Below are 17087 nucleotides of genomic sequence, written 5' to 3' on the forward strand. Positions count from 1 at the left end.
TACAACTGAGCCAATTTTTTAATGTAAGTGCCCCACTGAACGATGGCACCTGAGACAAGACACCTCATCCGTATGCTTTTTATCTAATGAAACTGTTATTGCATCAACCATATTCTGATGACAGTGCCGACAGGATTCTTCGGTGATCTGCCGGCTTCGCTCGGTCAACTGAATCGGTTCATGAAAAGTATTGGTGGTGAAATAATAGGAATGCCAAAAGCCGTTCGAGGCTTTGGTCATATATTTACCAACGGTATCGTGGGGCGTGTGACAATCATTACAGGTCGCGACGTTCTTATGGCTACCCTTCTGCCAACCATCAAATTGTTCATTCATGATGTGGCAATTAGCGCAGTTTCCAGGGTCGTTCGAAAGATACGAATATCCCTTGGCGTACACAAAGGTGTAAACCCCGATCGCAAGTGCTCCGCCTACCGCGATGCCTAAAACGGCTAGTTTTAAGAATTGAAGGTTAATAGCGTTTACCTCCTTCGCCGGCGGGGCGCCACCACAGAAAGATGCTCAGAGCGATCAGCCAGCATATTCCCGATGCAATAACGAGCGGTGCCAACTGCCCATACGACTGAGCAAGAGCCGCCTCGACCGCTGCCGATAGGATCCAGAGCTGAGCCACGTTGATCATTACAAGCATCGCGAGCCGGGCCTGCCAAACGGCGGCAAGTCCGCGGCTCTGGGGTCTTCTCGGCTTGGCGTTATCCTTCATTGCCACGCACCTCTCTTTTAACTGCAAAAATTTCACCATTGATCGTCTCAAGCTCAATTCTGTCGAGCGGACGCGGCGGCGGGCCATACAATACCTCGCCTGTCTTGGAGCTGAAACCACCATTGTGACACGGGCATTCGAGACGGTCGTTTGCTTGTGAATAGTAGACCGGGCAAGACAGATGCGTGCATTTCTGCCCAAAGGCAGCATAGGTGCCGTCGGTGTCGCGTATCAGGATCGCGGTATCTTCCTCCGAGGGGTACGCGAAATTCAAGGCTGATCCGGGTTCGATGCTCATTGCACCATCGATCTTCGCTGGCGTAAAGGTTCTTGGCGATCGGGCATCATACGCAGATTTCCCTGCAAATCCAGCCGCGCCCAAAAACAGTGCACTCGACGTCAAAAAGAGAAAGTTGCAGAACTCCCGCCTTGTGACCTGAGCTTCGCTGTCTCGTTCGTAAGGGAACTCGGCCTGAAACGGAGCCGACGCTGTGCGGACATTTACTTCATCCGATATTTCATTATCCGCGGCCAGTATCTTATTGATCGTATCTTGATGGAATGCTTTAGAATTCATTGCTCTTATTGGATTCCTCCACTTGAGTATCTATCCACGATTCTTCGCTTACGTTAGCTCCGTCAAGCGCTATCTGTCCCTCGAAAACGCCGCACCCGTCGACGCTTACCTCATCAGCATCAGTCGGCAGCATCATGTAGACTTTTGTCTTAACGCTTTGATTGCCAAAAACGTGAGCATTGACGGGCTTAGTTCTACGAAGCGGAACGATCTGTTCATAAGTACCGAACGAAATTGCTCCTGTCGGACAGACGCTTGCGCACATTGGCTTGAGACCCTCGCTCGTTCGGTCGTAGCACATGTCGCATTTCATCTGCAGATGCATCGCGGAATTGTATTTCGGCACACCGAAAGGGCACGCGTTCACACAATTGCGGCAATCGAGGCATCGTGGCTTCAGTGCAGACATGACCACGCCATCTTCATTTTGTTTGATCGCGTCCGCGGGGCAGACCAGCGCACAAGTCGGCTCTTCGCAGTGCATACATATGGTGGGCATGGTAGCGGTCGTCTCGCTGCGGTCGATATAGTCGACAAAGATCATCGAGTAGCCCTTGTGTGTCGAGCACTCGCGGCATGCGGCTACACAGGACCTACATCCTATGCATCGCTGCGGGTCGATAAACATCGTTTCATTCATGCTCTATTTTCCTTTCTGCACTTCATTTTGCGACGTTCCCTTTCGCACCTCGCCCAGTATCGGCAATTCTCTCGTGTGTATTTTCTCTAGACGAGCAGCACATGCTTTGAATTCCGGTATTTTCGAGGTCGGGTCGAGTGCTGCGTTGGTTATCTGATTTGCCGCGAGTTCCTCGCCCCAGTGATACGGGATAAAGATCGTATCGGGCCTGATGGTTTTTACTACCAGAGCGGGGAATATACCTTCACCGCGACGCGAGATCACCTTGACCCGCTCGCCATCGTTGATCTTGTATCTCATTGCGGTTTCAGGATGCATCTCAACGAATGGCTCCGGACACTGCTGAACAAGAAAGCCGATACGCCGGGTCTGGTTACCCGATAAATACTGATGGACTATACGACCGCTGGTAAAGATGAGCGGGTACTCCTCATCGGGCTTTTCCGCAGCCCCTTTGTACTCGATCGCGTGAAATCTTGCCTTGCCGTCATCGTGAGCGAAACGTTCCTCGAAAAGACGCGGCGTCCCCATGCTTTCCTCGGTTGGACACGGCCAGAACACCCCGTCCTGTTTGTCGATCTTTTCGTAAGTGACCCCGAAATAATCTGCCTTCCCACCCTTGGAAGCGACTCGGAGCTCGTCAAATATCTCCCGAGGAGACTCAAATTGAAAGTACTTTCCGCGACCCATCCTATGAGCGATCTCCTGGAGGGCGCGCCAATCGTGGCGAGCCTCACCGGGCGGGTCTATCGCTTGATTGATCTTAATCACGCGGCCCTCGCCGCTGGTAGTCGTGCCTTCGTCTTCGGACCATGTTGTACCGGGCAGGACAACGTCGGCATAACGGGCACTTTCGGACAAAAAGAAATCGATGCAGACGTTAAATTCGAGTCCCTCGAGCGACTTCCGCACCTGATTGGTATCCGGCAGCGAGACCATCATGTTGCTGCATATCGAGAGAAGGCCTTTGATTTCGCCTTCCCGCATTTTGTTAAACAGCTCGACGGCGGATACGCCAGGTTCAGGCATTTCAGATTCGTCGATGCCCCAGACTTCGGCAATGTACTTCCGATGTTCAGGATTAAGCATGGACCGATAGCCCGGAAGTTGGTCGGCCTTCTGTCCATGCTCACGGCCGCCCTGGCCGTTGCCCTGACCGGTGATCGTGCCGTAGCCGCGGCCTTCCGAGCCGATCTTACCGGTCGCAAGTGCGATATTGATATAACTTAGCACGTTCTCCGTCCCGTTCGAGTGATGCTCGATGCCGCGGGCATGCATGATCATTCCGGTCTTTGCACGACCGTAGAGGCGAGCGGCCTGAATGATCTTCTCCGCCGGGACACCGGAGATCTCTGAAGCGACATCGGGTGGATAATTCAATGCCGCCGCCCTGGCCGCTTCCCAGTCATTAGTGCGGCTGTCGATAAATGCCTGATCGATGAGGTTCTCATTTATGAGGACATTCAAAATGCCGTTCGCGACTGCGACATCCGTCCCTGGCTTGAGCTGTAAATGTAGATCGCCCTGACGAGCGGTTGGCGTCTCACGCGGATCGATGACTATCCACACACCACCGTTGTCACGCTGTTTCCACAAAAATCCATTAAGGATCGGAAACGTTTCGGCACAGTTTGCTCCGGCGATGATCAAGACCTCGGCATGAGGAATGTCGCTCCACGGGTTTGCCGCCCGGTCAATGCCGAACGCTTTATTGTTACCGCCCGCGGCAGATGCCATGCAAAGTCGTCCGTTGTAGTCAATGTACCTGGTCTGCAATCCGAGGCGGGCGAATTTACCTACGAGATAGGTCTTTTCGGTCGTCAGTGACGAGCCTGAATAAACAGCGATCGAATCCTTGCCGTATTTTTCCTGCAGTCCCTTAAATTTCGACACGATCAGATCTAGAGCCTCGTCCCAGCTCGCTCGCTCGAAATTGCCGTTTCGTTTTATCAGCGGATATTCCAGCCGATCTGGATGATGTGTCTGTAGATACGCAGTCACTCCCTTGGGACACAGACGGCCTTCGTTAACCGGAAAATCGTAACGCGGTTCTACGCCGACAACATGATTCTTTTCAACCAGCAGATTCATGCCACACTGCATTCCGCAATACGGACAGTGGGTGGGCACCATCTTGTCGACTTTTCGTTCGGCGCGCCAACCGCCTATCGGCTCATCGTGCAAATGAGGGCCGAAACGATCAATGATACTTGCGAGATTCTCAACTTTAGACATTATTTGCTATTCGCTGTCGGCGCGTGAGCCGTGAAAGACCTTATCGGGGCGATCCATTAGGACGGAGTATGCAAGGCCCCGCATTACACGTTTGCAACGCGGACAATAATCCTGCAACTTCTCACCATTTTCCATTGTGTAGTCAAACCCTACTTTTTCGACGACGCTCTTCAGATCGCCGAGCCACATCACGGACGCAAATTCTACGCCGCACCGCAGGCATTTCGCCTGCTCCATCTCTTTTGCTCGTTGCTGATAAAGTTCCACACCGATCGATGCTGGACGCTGTACGATATGAAACAGCTTCCCAAACGGTAGGAAGAAAAGAGTCATTATCACTATCGCTTGATGCGTAAGAGCGATGAACGAGTACATGTACCCACCGAAATACGTGCTGGATGCCGTTAGCATTAGTCCCGAAACACAGATAGCGATCAATAAAAGATGGGGAACAAAATCCAAAAGAAATTGCTGAACGGCAATTGCTCCACGGTCTTTTAATCGGCGATGGATCGCAATTGCGCAGCCCGCCAGCACCATGAGAGCTGTAAAATTAAGGGCCTTGAACGTGAAAAATGCCAGCACGCTGTGGACGTCCATCGATTGCATTGGAAAGCCGAATACGTAGGCCTTGTAGCCTGTTTCGCTCTCAAGTTTGAAGTGTATCCAGCCCCATACCAGCGGGAAGGTGATGGCCGCTGACAAAATACAGCCCCACATGATCAGAAAATGCATCAGCCATCTTGATTTGGCCCGTTTGAAGATAAACTTCTGGGCGAGCATGTTTATGCCAACCGTTTTTGTAGCGTCAAGCGTGTTGCGTGCAAATTTCTTTCGCTGGAAAAATAGCTTCAACCCTCTAGAAAAATATGCTCGCGTCGCCGGACGCTGAAGCCAAAGTGCATAGCGGAAAAAAATCGCACCGATCGCGACGATACTTGCGATCAGATATCCGAATAGCGCCGAATCGAAATGCTCAAGATTTCGCGAACCGACAATAACAAGTGCCGTCAGAGCCATTGATGCCCCGAGCCCGATCAAGGTCGGGTTGCGATAATTAATCGAAGTAGCTGGCTTGGTGATCTCGATGGGCATTCGTTTTTTCTTTAGGGCAACCATCTGTCGTCTGCAAAATGAGTGCCAACCTAAAAGAGAATATGGTGCGTACAACTAATGAGCAATTCCTTGGGCTTAGATAGTTATCATATATTCGAAACGTTACAGGCGAAAATACCAGTGCGCGTATTTATGCGGATCGGCAGCGTGAAAACTCGCGGTCAAAGAAGATCCGGATCGATAGCGAGTAATGTAAGAACGAGTATGTAAGAATGAGTAGAAGGCCCTTCGTAAACGGGATAGATCACAGTCGAATTTCCTGTTAGTAAAAGTGTACGGAGAAAATACTTCATGTGAGTCCCCTCGTGCTCCCTTATTAAATATCAAATTCCGGCCGTTCGATTTATGATTTGGCTCATGAAATGTAACTATTGTTTTGGGAATCGCTGGGGGGCTTCATACGTTCATGAGTCAAATATCCGACCATTTTAGTGCCGAACTAACAGAAGGTCTCTTTGCTATTGGACGCAGACGTTCGTTCGGTGGCGGCGAGCACGTTTTTTTCGAGGGTGATCCGGCCACATTTTTGCCGATCATATTGGCTGGAAAGATCAAAATGGTTCGCTATCCTGAGGCGGGTAAGGAGATCATCATTGGCACGTTTCAGGCTGGCGAGATATTCGCAATTCCGCCGGCGATGGACGGAAAGCGATTTCCCGCAACAGCCGTTGCAATCGAGAACAGCTCGCTTCTAATGGTCCCGCGGGGTGAGTTTCTTGCTTTAATGGAATCATCGTCCGAATTTTCTTCCCTGGTGCTTAACCGAATGTGTGGCATTCTCCGTGACCGTGCCGATACCGTTCAGATTTTGGCCACGCCATCCGCCGAGCAGCGTGTTGCGAGCATTATTTTGAGGCTTACGGGTGAAATGAATGCGGGCGAAGTTAAGAAGATCACCCATCGACGGCAAGATATAGCTGAGATGGCAGGGCTTTCGCTCGAGACCACGATCCGGACTATCCGAAAACTCGCGGAAAAGGGATATCTGAAAATAGTCGGCGGAAGAATATTCGTCGAAACGACTGAGCATCTTCGCACTCTTATCCGTTAGCCATATGCAAAAAAAGTGATCTGGATCATATTTCGGCGACCGTGCTTCGTGTTACGTTCCTTATTCTAAGACTTGCGTTGAGGATGGATCATGAAACTTCGAATTAGAGAAAACACTCTTCGTTTTCGGTTGGCCCGTTCCGAAGTCGAGACTTTTGATCAAACAGGAACCATCGGGGACAACGTGCGGTTTGGGCTAGGAAAAAACGACTTTGGTTACTTGCTCGAAAAGACGCCCAACAGTAATTTTTCGGCCTCTTTTGCGGACGGAATAATCGTGGTTCGCGTACCTGCCTCCGACGCCAATAGCTGGGCCAACTCCGACGAGGTTAGCCTTGCCGGAACGTTTCTTGCGGACGAACAAACCGAACTCAGAATATTGATCGAAAAGGACTTTGTTTGTCTAAATGCCCACAACGACGAAGACCAGTCTGACCGCTACCCTCACCCCAAGGGCGACGCCGCGTGCTAAGCCGCATGATACGACCATCTGAGGTAACAACGGATTTTCCCGGTCCGACCATTGCGGCCCGGCGATTGACCGAATTGCGTTTTTACTGATGAGTTTGATTAGTTTTTGCCCGCTTTGCGCGCGGTTTCGGATTTCAACCAGATGGAAATGATCTGATCGGCTAATCGAGTATTTTTCAACTGTCTGAATCTTAATAAAGTTTCGGAGGCAGGTTGGGGGTTTGTCAAAAATGAAGAGAATTTTGTTTTTAACTGTAGTTTTAGGAGTTGCTCTGATGATTACGTTCATCGGTTTTAATGTCAATAGTCAGGAAAGAAATATGCAAAAGTTGAATTTACAAACTAAAATCGGCGACGGCAAAGATAAAGAGGTTACGCCGCTTTTTGATGGTGATCGCCGAAAAATCGTCCAAATCACGCTACGCAATAAAGCCATTTTGGATGCTCATAAAGCCGCCGAACCGATTACGATTCAATGTGTTGCGGGAAAAGGCCTATTAATTGTCGGCGAGGAAAAGGAAGAGGTTGAACTAAAAGTAGGTGTGTTGGTTACGATCGAACCAAATGTCGTTCACGAAATAAGAGCTTTATCAAAAGTTTCCGTATTATTGACCAAATTCAAGGAGAAGTGATTTTTCGAAAGAGCTTACTGGAAACGATGAGCAGTTAATGAAAGGCGGATACACAAAATCGTTCTTGAGAGTCCTTTTGGCAGTAGGATTTTTGGCTCTGGCCGGGGGGCTTTTGTGGTTTTGGCTGCGCCCGCCACAAGTTACGGTTACAGAAATATCGGAGAGGAGACTCACGCCATCGATTCAAGGCATTGGAACGGTTGAATCAAAAATCGTTGTAAATATTGCTTCGAAAATACCTGGGCGATTAATTTCAATTGACGTGGATCAAGGCGATACGGTCTCAAATGGACAGGTTTTAGCGACGCTCGAAGATTCTGAATTACGGGCTGAAATGGAGCGTGCCGAATCCACATTGCAGCGTTCAAGGTCAACTGCGGAAGTTCGTCGGGCGGAGATTCAACGGGCGCTATCCGCCGTTGAAGTTCAGCGAGCATCTGTTCAACGAATAATGACTAATAGGGAAGTTCCAAGAGCGTCTTTGCGTCGGGCGAAATCTGCCGTAACCTCATTCGATTCAACCATTTCAAAATTGCGCACTCTTCGCTTACAAGCACAAAACAACGCTAATCGGTGGCAAAAACTTTATCAATCCGGCGATGTTTCAAAAATGGAATTGGAAGAACGTCTGACGCAGCAGAAAGCCGCTGACGATGATGTAAAAAATGCCGAAGCTCAACGAAATACAGCATTGGAAGATGTGAAAAACATCGAGGCTCAAATCAATACAGTCGGCGAAGATGTTAAGCAGGCTCAAGCCCAACTGAAAGTTGCAAATGACGATGTCGCAACGCTAAGAACCGGGTTGAAAGTAATTGAGCAAGATATAAGTGTTGCCGAAGCTGCACTTGCATCAGCAGATGCGCGGAAATCTGAAGGTGTGATCGTCAGTCAAATAAGCGGATATGTGGTCAGTCGTGAACTAGAACCCGGTGCAGTAGTAAATCCCGGAACCCCGATACTCAAAATTGCCGACCCAACAACAATTTGGGCGACTGTTTTTATTGATGAAAGCAATTCAAACTCTTTTGAAGTTGGTGATCTTGCCGAAATTACTTTGCGTTCGATGCAGACGGGGAATGTACAGGGAAGAGTAACACGGATTCAGCGTGAAAGTGATCGCGTAACCGAACAAATTGCCGTTGATATTTCGTTTGAGCGAATACCCGAACATATCAGGCTTGGCGAACAGCTAGAAGCAATAATTCGACCAAAAACAAGGACTTTGAAGGTTATTCCCGCATCTGCATTGATTCGCTCAAAAGAAGGAATCGGCGTTTGGCTGGTGATTGAAAATCGTTTGCAGTTTAGAAAAATACAAACTGGAATGGTTGATGCAAGCGGCTGGGCGGAAGTGATTTCAGGACTTGATAGTGGAGATAAGGTTGTCGTTTCGCCGGGTAAATTATCCGATTTGAGCAATGAAGGTCGGCGAGTTTCAAGCGCTGCCGAAGAAAGTAAAGAAGAGCCGCAGGTGAAACAATGAACCTCGCACTCCATGATGTTGAATATCGGTTGGGTCGGTTTATTTTAACTGCTGTAGGTCTCGGTTTGCTGCTCACAACCGTAATGGCAATGAATGGAATTTACGCCGGTATGGTCGAGGATGCTTTGAGCATTGTTCGTGCCCCAAAAGTTGATTTATGGGTCGTGCAAAAAGATACCAATGGTCCATTTGCGGAAAGTTCTCGGGTTCCCGAAGATCTCTATCGCAATATCCTCACGGTTTCGGGTGTGAGCGAAGCTAGTCCTGTTGCTTATCAATTGTTGCAGATCGAACATCAGGAGAAAATCCTGCGGCTTCAGGTCATCGGTTATCGTTTGGGTGGTCTCGGCGGTCCTCCCGCAATCGCTGCGGGGCGACCAATTCTGAAGAACCGATATGAGATGGTAGTTGACCGCAAAGCCGGTGTTTCGCTTGGAACTCAATTCAAATTCGGACGAATAACTTTAGAGGTTGTCGGATTGACGGAAGGCGTTGTTTCAAATTCGGGAGATTCAGCCGCTTTTATCACGCTTGAAGACGCACAGGAACTTCAGTTTCTTAAATCCAATGAAGCGATTCGTAACGACCGGGCACGTCTGCAAGCAGATTTGTCAGAAAATCCCAAACTTGCCGGTGTTTCTGCCGAGAATCTTTCTTCGTTACTCCAAAGTTCACATATCGCCAATGTTATTTTGGTTCGGCTGGAATCCTGGGCAAATGCCGAAGAAGTGGCAAAAAATATAGCACGCTGGACGCATTACAATGTTTTGACAACCCAGCAGCAAGAAGATTTTTTAGCAAAAAATGTAATCGAAAGAGCGAGACAACAAATCCTTCTATTCCGCATAATTCTCTTGGTCGTGGCGGCTGTGATCATCGCCCTCATCATTTACACGATGACACTTGAGAAAACCAGAGATATTGCAACCCTGAAAATTATCGGGGCCCCAAACTCAAAAATAGTCGGTTTGATTTTGCAGCAATCATTGATTTTGGGATTTCTTGGATTTGTATTCGGAACCATAATTATTAGTTTGACTTACGAGTATTTTCCGCGTCGTCTCGTGTTGCTGGTCAGCGATCAAATAATGGTTTTTGGAATCGTAATTGGTATTTGTATCGCGGCCAGTGGGATTGGCATACACAAAGCTCTGAGTATTGACGCGACGACGGCCATGGCGGGGTAAAATACTCACGCAAATTTCAGACTTTTCGGGCTTGTTGGAGAATAATGCAGCAGGTTTCGGCTCAAAATTTAACCAAGATTTTCGGGGAAGGTGATACGGAGGTTATCGCTCTCAAAGATGCGAGTTTGGATGTTGAAGCAGGTGAAGTGGTCGCCTTAATGGGACCGAGCGGATCAGGAAAGACCACACTTTTACGGGCTGTTTCGCTGATTGATCCACCAACCAGCGGAAAAATCGAAATTGCCGGAGAGACGATTTTCGAAGAAAAGAAAGTGTTGATTGATGATCGATTGCTGCGGCGACAGCGAATGGGAATCATTTTTCAATCCTACAATCTGATTCCGTTTCTAACGGTTGTCCAAAATGTTGCTCTTGTCTTAACCCTCAACGGCGTTTCAAATCGAGAAGCTCTAAAACGCGCCAGAGCATTATTGGAAAGACTTGATTTAGCTCATCGGGCAGATATTTACCCAGCCACGCTTTCCGGTGGTGAACAACAGCGAGTAGCGGTTGCCCGTGCCGTCGTCAACGACCCGGTAGTGATTCTCGCCGATGAGCCAACCGCCGCACTTGATTCCGAAAGAGGCAAAGCCGTTATGGATTTATTACGGCAACTCGGACACGAGAAACGAGCAGCAGTCATTGTCGTAACTCATGACGAGCGCATGGTTAAAGGCTTCGACCGCATTTATCACTTGAACGATGGAATTCTTACGGTTGAACATTTGAATTCTAAAGAAAAGAACGGACATTCGGCGATGGAATGATTTTGCCGAAAATTGAAGAATTATTGATGGCTGTGAGTTGGGGATTGTCCAATATAACAAACGGCGTTTCTTTTAGGGTCGTGTCAGACGGCGAGTGAAGGCCAGTCTGACCGATACCCCCACCCCCAAAGGCGACGCCCCATGCCCCACTCAATGAGTTTTGGAACATGACCGAGATCATATTTCCCCCTGTAAACATAGGCGACAATTATGCTGGAGTATACATTTGGAGGATTAATTAATGATCAGTGTTCAAGGTAAGACAGTACGCGAAATAGCACTTGAGATGCCGTTGACGACCCGCGTCTTTGAGGAATTCAAGATCGACTATTGTTGTCATGGAGACACGCCGTTCGATGACGCCTGTCGAAACGTCGGGGCGAGTCCGGAAATAGTCAAAGAGAAGATCGATGGCGTCCTGGGTGGATCAACAAATAGTGATCAAGAATCGTTCTCCAAAATGGACTTGAGCGATCTCGTCGATCATATTTTGGATAAACATCACGTCTATACACGCGACGAAATGAGCCATTTGACACCGTTGATGGCCAAGGTCGCTAGCCGTCACGGCGATCACAATCCGTATCTCCTTGAGTTAAAAGAGTTTTTTCAGGCACTCTGTGATGATCTGGATCCTCACATGGTGAAGGAAGAAATGGTTCTTTTCCCATACATACAAAAACTGGAGCATAGTTATTCGAATCATCTGAACGTTGCGTTTCCGCCATTCGGAACGGTTCAGCATCCGGTAAATATGATGAACATCGAGCATGAAGAAGTCGGGGAACTACTTGTTAAAATGCGTCGAGTTACGAATGACTACACTTTGCCGGCGGAGGCGTGCCCGAGTTTCACCGCTCTTTATCACAGGCTCGGGGAATTTGAGCGTGATCTGCACCAGCATATTCACCTTGAGAACAACCTGCTCTTTCCACGTGCTATCGAACTCGAACAAAAGGCTCGAGCCTAAGTTCGCTCGGAATGAACCAAAGTATGTCGACTGCCGCACCGATAACAGCACCAATTAGAGTTGTTCGAGTGCGGCAAGTCGCTCTTCCGGTCGAACACGGTGGATGGGTATTTTTGCTCGAACCCCTAATTGCCGGTCTGGCGATCGCGTTTTCAACCGGAGCTCCTTGGATCGCCTGTCTTACTATCGGTGCGTTTCTCACACGGCAACCGTTAAAGGTCCTGATCGCGGACCGCTTTGGCATGCGGAACAGGGAGCGTGCGAGCCTGGCCTTTCGATTTTTGCTCTGCTACGGTGCGATATTCTCCATTGGACTTGCTGGTACGCTCCTTTCGGTTGGCGTCCAGTCGCTACTCCCATTTATCTGGGTCTTGCCGCTCGCTATTTTTCAGATATACATTGATGCCTCTAGACAAAGCCGCAAGTTGATACCTGAATTGACGGGAGCTATCGTTATGTCGGCTTCGATCGCGGCGATCGGACTGGCAGCTAATATGCCGTTGGTAAACGCCGCCGCTCTATGGGCGATCTTTGCGTCAAGGTCAATTGCCTCTATCCTGTATGTTCGCGAGCGACTTCGTCTGGAAAAAGGTAACCGGTACTCCCGGATTATCCCGACACTCGCCCATGTCACGGCTCTTCTTCTAGTATCAATGTTAGCTTTCTACGGCCTTAGTTCGTTTTTGACGATTATGGCTATGTCGGTATTGGCCTATCGAGCTATAGCCGGGCTATCAGCGGGTCGGAGTAAAATGAAAGCGATGCAGATCGGCGTTTGGGAGATCATTTACGGGGTGCTGGTTGTATTATCGGTCGTGATCGGACATTATTCCGGCTTCTGATAAATAGCTACATTGTAAGACGGCTCCGATCCTCAAATTTATGCACAATGTAGATATCGATCTTGTCGAGATGTCGCTTGACGTTATCAAATTTGCGATCGGCCGTATTTCCGATACCGATCCTAAACTTGGTTTTCCTAAAAAGGCAGAGGAGCTACAGACCCTCGTTGGCGAGACGATCACGCCTGCCGGCATCGGCGGGGAGAAGGCATTCGCTCTTTTTCGGGACGTATTGGTAAAAGCGAGTGTTCCGATCGATCATCCCCGGCATCTTGCATTCGTACCCGCATCCCCGACCCGGGCGGCAGTGCTGTTCGATCTTGTGACTTCGGCGACCAGCGTTCATGGGGCATTCTGGCTAGAGGGAGCCGGCTGTATCTTTGCCGAGAACCAAGCGATGGCGTGGCTGGTCTCATTGACCGGCATGCCCGCCGGAGCGTTTGGTGTTTTTACAAGCGGAGGCACAGAGGCAAATCTTTCGGCAATGGTAACCGCTCGCGAATATTGGCGAGACCGCGACGAACGCAATTCTAAAACACGTGGTATCGTAATCGCCTCGAATGGTGCCCATTCCTCGATAAAGGCGATGGCAAAGGTCATCGACGCTGATGTCCTTCTGATCGAAACGGAGAGCCGCCTCGAAAGCTCTCATTTAGCTGACACTCTATCGAGGATGTCGGCTGAAGAACGTAGTAAGGTGTTCGCTGTGATCGCAACGGCCGGGACGACCAACGCGGGAATAATTGACGATCTCGCGGGAATCGCGGCTATTTGTGAATCAGAGGGAATCTGGTTTCACGTTGATGCCGCCTACGGTGGCGGAGCATTGGCGGCCCGTTCGGTGCGCCATCTATTCAACGGGATCGAACAGGCCGACACTGTCACGATCGATCCCCACAAGTGGTTATTTTCACCATACGATTGCGGTGCGATCATTTACCGTGACCCGGAACTCGCAAAAAAAGCCCACGCCCAAGAAGGTTCTTACCTCGATATCTTCAGTGATGAAGGCGCACATGGATTTAATCCGTCGGAATATCAGATACAGTTAACGCGTCGCGTCAGAGGCCTCCCGTTGTGGTTCTCCTTGGCATACCACGGCACCGATAGATATGAAAAGGCTATAGAACGCGGCATCGAGCTTGCTCAGATCGCGGGGCGATTGATCAGGGAATCCGAACATACAGAGCTGGTCCGGGAACCTAGTCTCTCCTGCGTGTTGTATCGTCGAAAAGGATGGAAGCCCGAGGACTACCGCGCGTGGACCTACAAGAATCACAAGTCAGGGTTCGCTCTGGTCGCTCCCACCAAGTGGAGAAACCCGGAAGGTCCTGAAACTGTATCGCGATTTTGTTTCATAAATCCCGACACTACCGAACAAGATATCACTGACATTCTGGCAACGATGGCCTAATCGATCTCTTTCTCCGAATTCGCCGAAACCGATCAGTCGGCGAAACTGATTTCGCCGGCCAATTGCGTCCCTTCGTCCTTAAACTCCGTTACGGGAACTTTTGCACAATGTATCTCAGTCACCTTTCTAAAGTGATAACCCATTGCCGCGAGGGCGATCCCGTTTCCGAGACTGCGCGGGTAAAGTCTTACGACTCGGAATAAATACTTCCAGAATCGAAGGCGTTCCCGGTCGCGTACGCCGAGCCTCAACACGATTTTGATGAAGGACCTGAGAACGCCGATAACGCTGACTCGCTGCAATGCTGCCGCATCGTTACTTACGCGCGATAAACAAGCGATTGCGCGCTGATAGAATTCCTCCGAGCTGTAAATGGTCCTTAGAATGCGTTTGTATCCCTCGACCAGGCGCCCGCGATCCATTTTTGGAACAAAGTTTAATGAACAATCCGTGTTGTTTCCGCTGCTCTCGTGAACAAGTCGGCCTTCACGCTCCAAACGCTTCCAAAGCTGCGTGTCGGGAAGGGCGGTCAGGAGCCCGACCATTGCAAGCGGAATTGCACTTTCGCGGATAAAGTTGATCTGCCGCTCGAAAATATCCTGTGGATCGTTATCGAATCCAACAATAAAACCAGCCATGACCTCGATTCCATAGCTTTGGATCTTTCGCACCGATTCAAGCAGGTCGCGTTTTGTATTCTGAGATTTGTTGGCTTCTTTCAGACTTGCGGGCGCGGGCGTCTCAATACCGAGAAATACACGGTGAAAACCGGCTGATTGCATCATCTCGAGTAAAACATCGTCTTCGGCGAGGTTTACGCTTGCCTCCGTCAAAAAAGAGAATGGAAAATTATGTCGCTCAGACCATGCAATAAGATCCGGCAGGAATTTTCTAACCTCACGTTTGTTGCCGATAAAATTGTCGTCAACGATAAATACCGTTCCGCGCCAGCCAGCGACTCGCATCGCCTCCATTTCAGCTAGCATCTGTTCGCTTGATTTGGTACGCGGCGAGCGCCCGTAGATCTCAATGATGTCGCAAAACTCACACGAAAACGGGCAGCCGCGTGAAAACTGGACATTCATGGAGGCGTAATGGTTTATGTCGATCAAACCGAAATCCGGCACCGGCGTGGACAAAAGCGAGGGCCGCTCGGCCGCTTGATAAATGCGTTTGGGTGAGCTGCTTTTCAAATCGTCGATAAACTCCGGCAAGGTCGTTTCGGCTTCACCTACGAAAATGAAATCCGCATCCGGTACGAGATTCGAGCTGGTAGAGACATACGGGCCTCCGACTGCGACTCGCGTGCCAAGTTCCTTGCATAATTTTACGACCTGATCGAGCGACTCTCTCTGGACGATCATCGCGCTGAGAAAGACGATATCCGCCCACTCGATATCGCTCTGGGTTAGCGGCTCGACATTCATATCTACGAGACGCCGTTGCCAGGTTTCCGGCAGCATGGCGGATACGGTCAACAGCCCGAGTGGTGGAAACGCGGCCTTCTTGCCGACAAACGACAGTGCGTGGCGAAAGCTCCAGTAAGTTTCAGGGAAAACAGGATAAACAAGTAATACGTTCACGATTGATGAGGCCTCCCACGGAAAGCCGACTCCTGATTTCAGGACAGCTCTCCCGATTCGAAAACGTCGGGCTTTTCCGTAAGCGTTTTCTTTCCGTAATTCAAATGTTATCAGCTATTTGCGGGGACCGATGTAAGAGTTGTGTAATAGGTAAGAGAGGGGGGTAAACGACAAGAGAGCGCAACGAAAGGCCGTTCCCGACAAGCTTGTCGAACGCAATTAAAACCGGCGTCAGGCTGCCGCGTTCCGAATCGAATCAAGAAGCAGTCCAGCCGCATTCAAGCGTGGACTCGTTCTCTTCGTCGAGTACAGGGAGAAAGATCTGCTTTGATTTGTCCTGATCGGGCCCGACTCGCGCGAACAAAGCGGCTCCTGCCAGATTCAGATATTCGATTCCGGACGCGGCGAGCAATTTGGACAGTTTCTGAGCGTATTTGGAAAGGTGATCGTCGATAAAAGTTACTGAGGCCTTTGAGGTCACATCGGCACTTTCGTTGTCGCCGTTTTCCAAAGCATAAAGTTCTTTTAATCGCAGGTAAGCGACGAATCCGGTCTCGACAGCGACGTGATCAGGCACCTCGTTGGTCGTTGGTTTATACGAGAATGCTTTGTAGAAACTATTCAATTCCGCCAGCATGTAACCCGGTTGAACCCAGCCGCGATAACTGACCTCGCGACCCGGGGCTGGTCCGCCCGGCCCGAAGATGGAATGAAATAATCCTTCACTTGCTTGTTTCTGAGCGGCCTTTGCAGCACGTTTCAGTTTCTTGTCGGTGACAGGACCTGCGAGATCTTCGACCTGTCTTAGCCAGTCATTTGACGGACAATCGAATAGTAGGCTAATTAGCCGCCATTCTGCCGCTTCGGCGAGCAGATCTCTAGTACTGTTTCTTTTGGTTTTCATAATGGCCCCATAGTCAATGTCTTTCCCCGCGAAGCCGAACGCGTTCGAGCATCTCGTACTTTTCTTCGTCGGCTAGTAGGGCATCCAGTATCGGATAAAGGTAGTCGGCCTCACGCCGGTCGTGATGGCTGCAGAGGCGAAGGTAAAAGGCTTCGCGATCCAGAAGCTGAAGCATGACTCGGTCCAACTCAGGTTCTGAGGGCATGTCGCGGACCGTTTGCTTAAAAAGCCCAAGATGCGAACGCATCTTGGCGTGATCGTCATAGTAGAGCTTTGGAGCTCCAGCCGCCGGGAAGTCGGCCCGCTTTTCGTAAACCGGCAGCAGAATATTTTCTTCGTCAGCCATATGGCTGAAGAGGGTTGACTCATAGGCGTTAAGAAGGCCAAGTGCCTTTGCAAAATCAAAGTGGAGCAAAGCCCGCTGGTGCTCGAAGAATAATTCGTCGATCACAATGTGAACCTTCATGAGGTCACTAATAACTGCCATAT

General features: G+C 49.7%; 18 protein-coding genes. 9 read left to right on the plus strand and 9 right to left on the minus strand.

The annotated features are described in order from the left end of the window. Positions 1-18: 18 nt before the first annotated feature. Genes nrfH through IPK01_16955 form a run of 6 tightly spaced genes read right to left on the minus strand, consistent with a single transcriptional unit; the run spans position 19 to position 5271 of the window. Entirely contained in the window at positions 19-477 is a 459-nt protein-coding gene (nrfH, locus tag IPK01_16930) for a cytochrome c nitrite reductase small subunit (GenBank protein MBK7935116.1), read from the minus strand. Then, complete coding sequence (locus IPK01_16935; protein MBK7935117.1) at positions 473-724, minus strand: hypothetical protein; 252 nt, start codon at positions 722-724, stop codon at positions 473-475. The genes nrfH and IPK01_16935 overlap by 5 nt, the downstream gene beginning before the upstream one ends. After that, positions 714-1301, minus strand: coding sequence for a Rieske 2Fe-2S domain-containing protein (locus IPK01_16940; GenBank protein MBK7935118.1), 588 nt, complete (start codon positions 1299-1301; stop codon positions 714-716). The genes IPK01_16935 and IPK01_16940 overlap by 11 nt, the downstream gene beginning before the upstream one ends. Further along, positions 1291-1941: a 4Fe-4S dicluster domain-containing protein gene (locus IPK01_16945; GenBank protein ID MBK7935119.1), complete on the minus strand. Its 651-nt coding sequence runs from the start codon at positions 1939-1941 to the stop codon at positions 1291-1293. Before IPK01_16945 ends, IPK01_16940 begins: the two co-directional genes overlap by 11 nt. Before the next feature lie 3 nt (positions 1942-1944). After that, entirely contained in the window at positions 1945-4176 is a 2232-nt protein-coding gene (locus IPK01_16950; GenBank protein ID MBK7935120.1) for a nitrate reductase, read from the minus strand. A 6-nt stretch (positions 4177-4182) separates the two neighbouring features. After that, positions 4183-5271 carry an MFS transporter gene (locus IPK01_16955; GenBank protein MBK7935121.1) on the minus strand — a complete coding sequence of 363 codons (1089 nt, stop codon included), beginning with the start codon at positions 5269-5271 and terminating at the stop codon, positions 4183-4185. A 427-nt stretch (positions 5272-5698) separates the two neighbouring features. Between IPK01_16955 and IPK01_16960 the strand changes: the two genes are divergently transcribed. The 9 genes from IPK01_16960 (at position 5699) to IPK01_17000 (ending at position 14111) form a co-directional block, all read left to right on the plus strand. After that, entirely contained in the window at positions 5699-6343 is a 645-nt protein-coding gene (locus IPK01_16960; protein MBK7935122.1) for a Crp/Fnr family transcriptional regulator, read from the plus strand. Positions 6344-6433: 90 nt separating this feature from the next. Next, entirely contained in the window at positions 6434-6814 is a 381-nt protein-coding gene (locus IPK01_16965) for a hypothetical protein (protein MBK7935123.1), read from the plus strand. A 229-nt stretch (positions 6815-7043) separates the two neighbouring features. After that, positions 7044-7445, plus strand: coding sequence for a hypothetical protein (locus tag IPK01_16970; GenBank protein ID MBK7935124.1), 402 nt, complete (start codon positions 7044-7046; stop codon positions 7443-7445). Positions 7446-7521: 76 nt separating this feature from the next. Next, positions 7522-8931, plus strand: a complete 1410-nt coding sequence (locus IPK01_16975; protein MBK7935125.1) for an efflux RND transporter periplasmic adaptor subunit — start codon at positions 7522-7524, stop codon at positions 8929-8931. After that, entirely contained in the window at positions 8928-10118 is a 1191-nt protein-coding gene (locus IPK01_16980) for an ABC transporter permease (GenBank protein ID MBK7935126.1), read from the plus strand. The genes IPK01_16975 and IPK01_16980 overlap by 4 nt, the downstream gene beginning before the upstream one ends. A 44-nt stretch (positions 10119-10162) precedes the next feature. Next, the gene (locus IPK01_16985; protein ID MBK7935127.1) at positions 10163-10885 is read left to right on the plus strand and encodes an ABC transporter ATP-binding protein; all 723 of its coding nucleotides are present in this window, start codon (positions 10163-10165) and stop codon (positions 10883-10885) included. Between the two features lie 241 nt (positions 10886-11126). Further along, positions 11127-11855 carry an iron-sulfur cluster repair di-iron protein gene (gene ric / locus IPK01_16990; GenBank protein ID MBK7935128.1) on the plus strand — a complete coding sequence of 243 codons (729 nt, stop codon included), beginning with the start codon at positions 11127-11129 and terminating at the stop codon, positions 11853-11855. An 11-nt stretch (positions 11856-11866) separates the two neighbouring features. Further along, entirely contained in the window at positions 11867-12697 is an 831-nt protein-coding gene (locus IPK01_16995) for a YwiC-like family protein (protein ID MBK7935129.1), read from the plus strand. 40 nt (positions 12698-12737) lie between these two features. Next, entirely contained in the window at positions 12738-14111 is a 1374-nt protein-coding gene (locus IPK01_17000) for an aspartate aminotransferase family protein (protein MBK7935130.1), read from the plus strand. Positions 14112-14143: 32 nt separating this feature from the next. On the opposite strand, the gene IPK01_17005 is transcribed toward IPK01_17000, so the two are convergent. The 3 genes from IPK01_17005 to IPK01_17015 all read right to left on the minus strand — a co-directional run bounded on the left by IPK01_17005 (position 14144) and on the right by IPK01_17015 (position 17085). Then, positions 14144-15694, minus strand: coding sequence for a B12-binding domain-containing radical SAM protein (locus IPK01_17005; GenBank protein ID MBK7935131.1), 1551 nt, complete (start codon positions 15692-15694; stop codon positions 14144-14146). A 256-nt stretch (positions 15695-15950) separates the two neighbouring features. Beyond that, the gene (locus tag IPK01_17010; GenBank protein ID MBK7935132.1) at positions 15951-16598 is read right to left on the minus strand and encodes a molecular chaperone TorD family protein; all 648 of its coding nucleotides are present in this window, start codon (positions 16596-16598) and stop codon (positions 15951-15953) included. Positions 16599-16611: 13 nt separating this feature from the next. Next, complete coding sequence (locus tag IPK01_17015) at positions 16612-17085, minus strand: hemerythrin domain-containing protein (protein MBK7935133.1); 474 nt, start codon at positions 17083-17085, stop codon at positions 16612-16614. Positions 17086-17087 lie beyond the last annotated feature (2 nt).

The sequence above is a fragment of the Acidobacteriota bacterium genome (assembly GCA_016713675.1).
GTDB lineage: Bacteria > Acidobacteriota > Blastocatellia > Pyrinomonadales > Pyrinomonadaceae > OLB17.

Coding starts and splice junctions, on each gene's coding strand:
- IPK01_16935 (MBK7935117.1), bottom strand. CDS start 724: ATGAAGGATAACGCCAAGCCGAGAAGACCCCAGAGCCGCGGACTTGCC.
- IPK01_16940 (MBK7935118.1), bottom strand. CDS start 1,301: ATGAATTCTAAAGCATTCCATCAAGATACGATCAATAAGATACTGGCC.
- IPK01_16945 (MBK7935119.1), bottom strand. CDS start 1,941: ATGAATGAAACGATGTTTATCGACCCGCAGCGATGCATAGGATGTAGG.
- IPK01_16950 (MBK7935120.1), bottom strand. CDS start 4,176: ATGTCTAAAGTTGAGAATCTCGCAAGTATCATTGATCGTTTCGGCCCT.
- IPK01_16955 (MBK7935121.1), bottom strand. CDS start 5,271: ATGCCCATCGAGATCACCAAGCCAGCTACTTCGATTAATTATCGCAAC.
- IPK01_16960 (MBK7935122.1), top strand. CDS start 5,699: ATGAGTCAAATATCCGACCATTTTAGTGCCGAACTAACAGAAGGTCTC.
- IPK01_16965 (MBK7935123.1), top strand. CDS start 6,434: ATGAAACTTCGAATTAGAGAAAACACTCTTCGTTTTCGGTTGGCCCGT.
- IPK01_16970 (MBK7935124.1), top strand. CDS start 7,044: ATGAAGAGAATTTTGTTTTTAACTGTAGTTTTAGGAGTTGCTCTGATG.
- IPK01_16980 (MBK7935126.1), top strand. CDS start 8,928: ATGAACCTCGCACTCCATGATGTTGAATATCGGTTGGGTCGGTTTATT.
- IPK01_16985 (MBK7935127.1), top strand. CDS start 10,163: ATGCAGCAGGTTTCGGCTCAAAATTTAACCAAGATTTTCGGGGAAGGT.
- ric (MBK7935128.1), top strand. CDS start 11,127: ATGATCAGTGTTCAAGGTAAGACAGTACGCGAAATAGCACTTGAGATG.
- IPK01_16995 (MBK7935129.1), top strand. CDS start 11,867: ATGAACCAAAGTATGTCGACTGCCGCACCGATAACAGCACCAATTAGA.
- IPK01_17000 (MBK7935130.1), top strand. CDS start 12,738: ATGCACAATGTAGATATCGATCTTGTCGAGATGTCGCTTGACGTTATC.
- IPK01_17010 (MBK7935132.1), bottom strand. CDS start 16,598: ATGAAAACCAAAAGAAACAGTACTAGAGATCTGCTCGCCGAAGCGGCA.
- IPK01_17015 (MBK7935133.1), bottom strand. CDS start 17,085: ATGGCAGTTATTAGTGACCTCATGAAGGTTCACATTGTGATCGACGAA.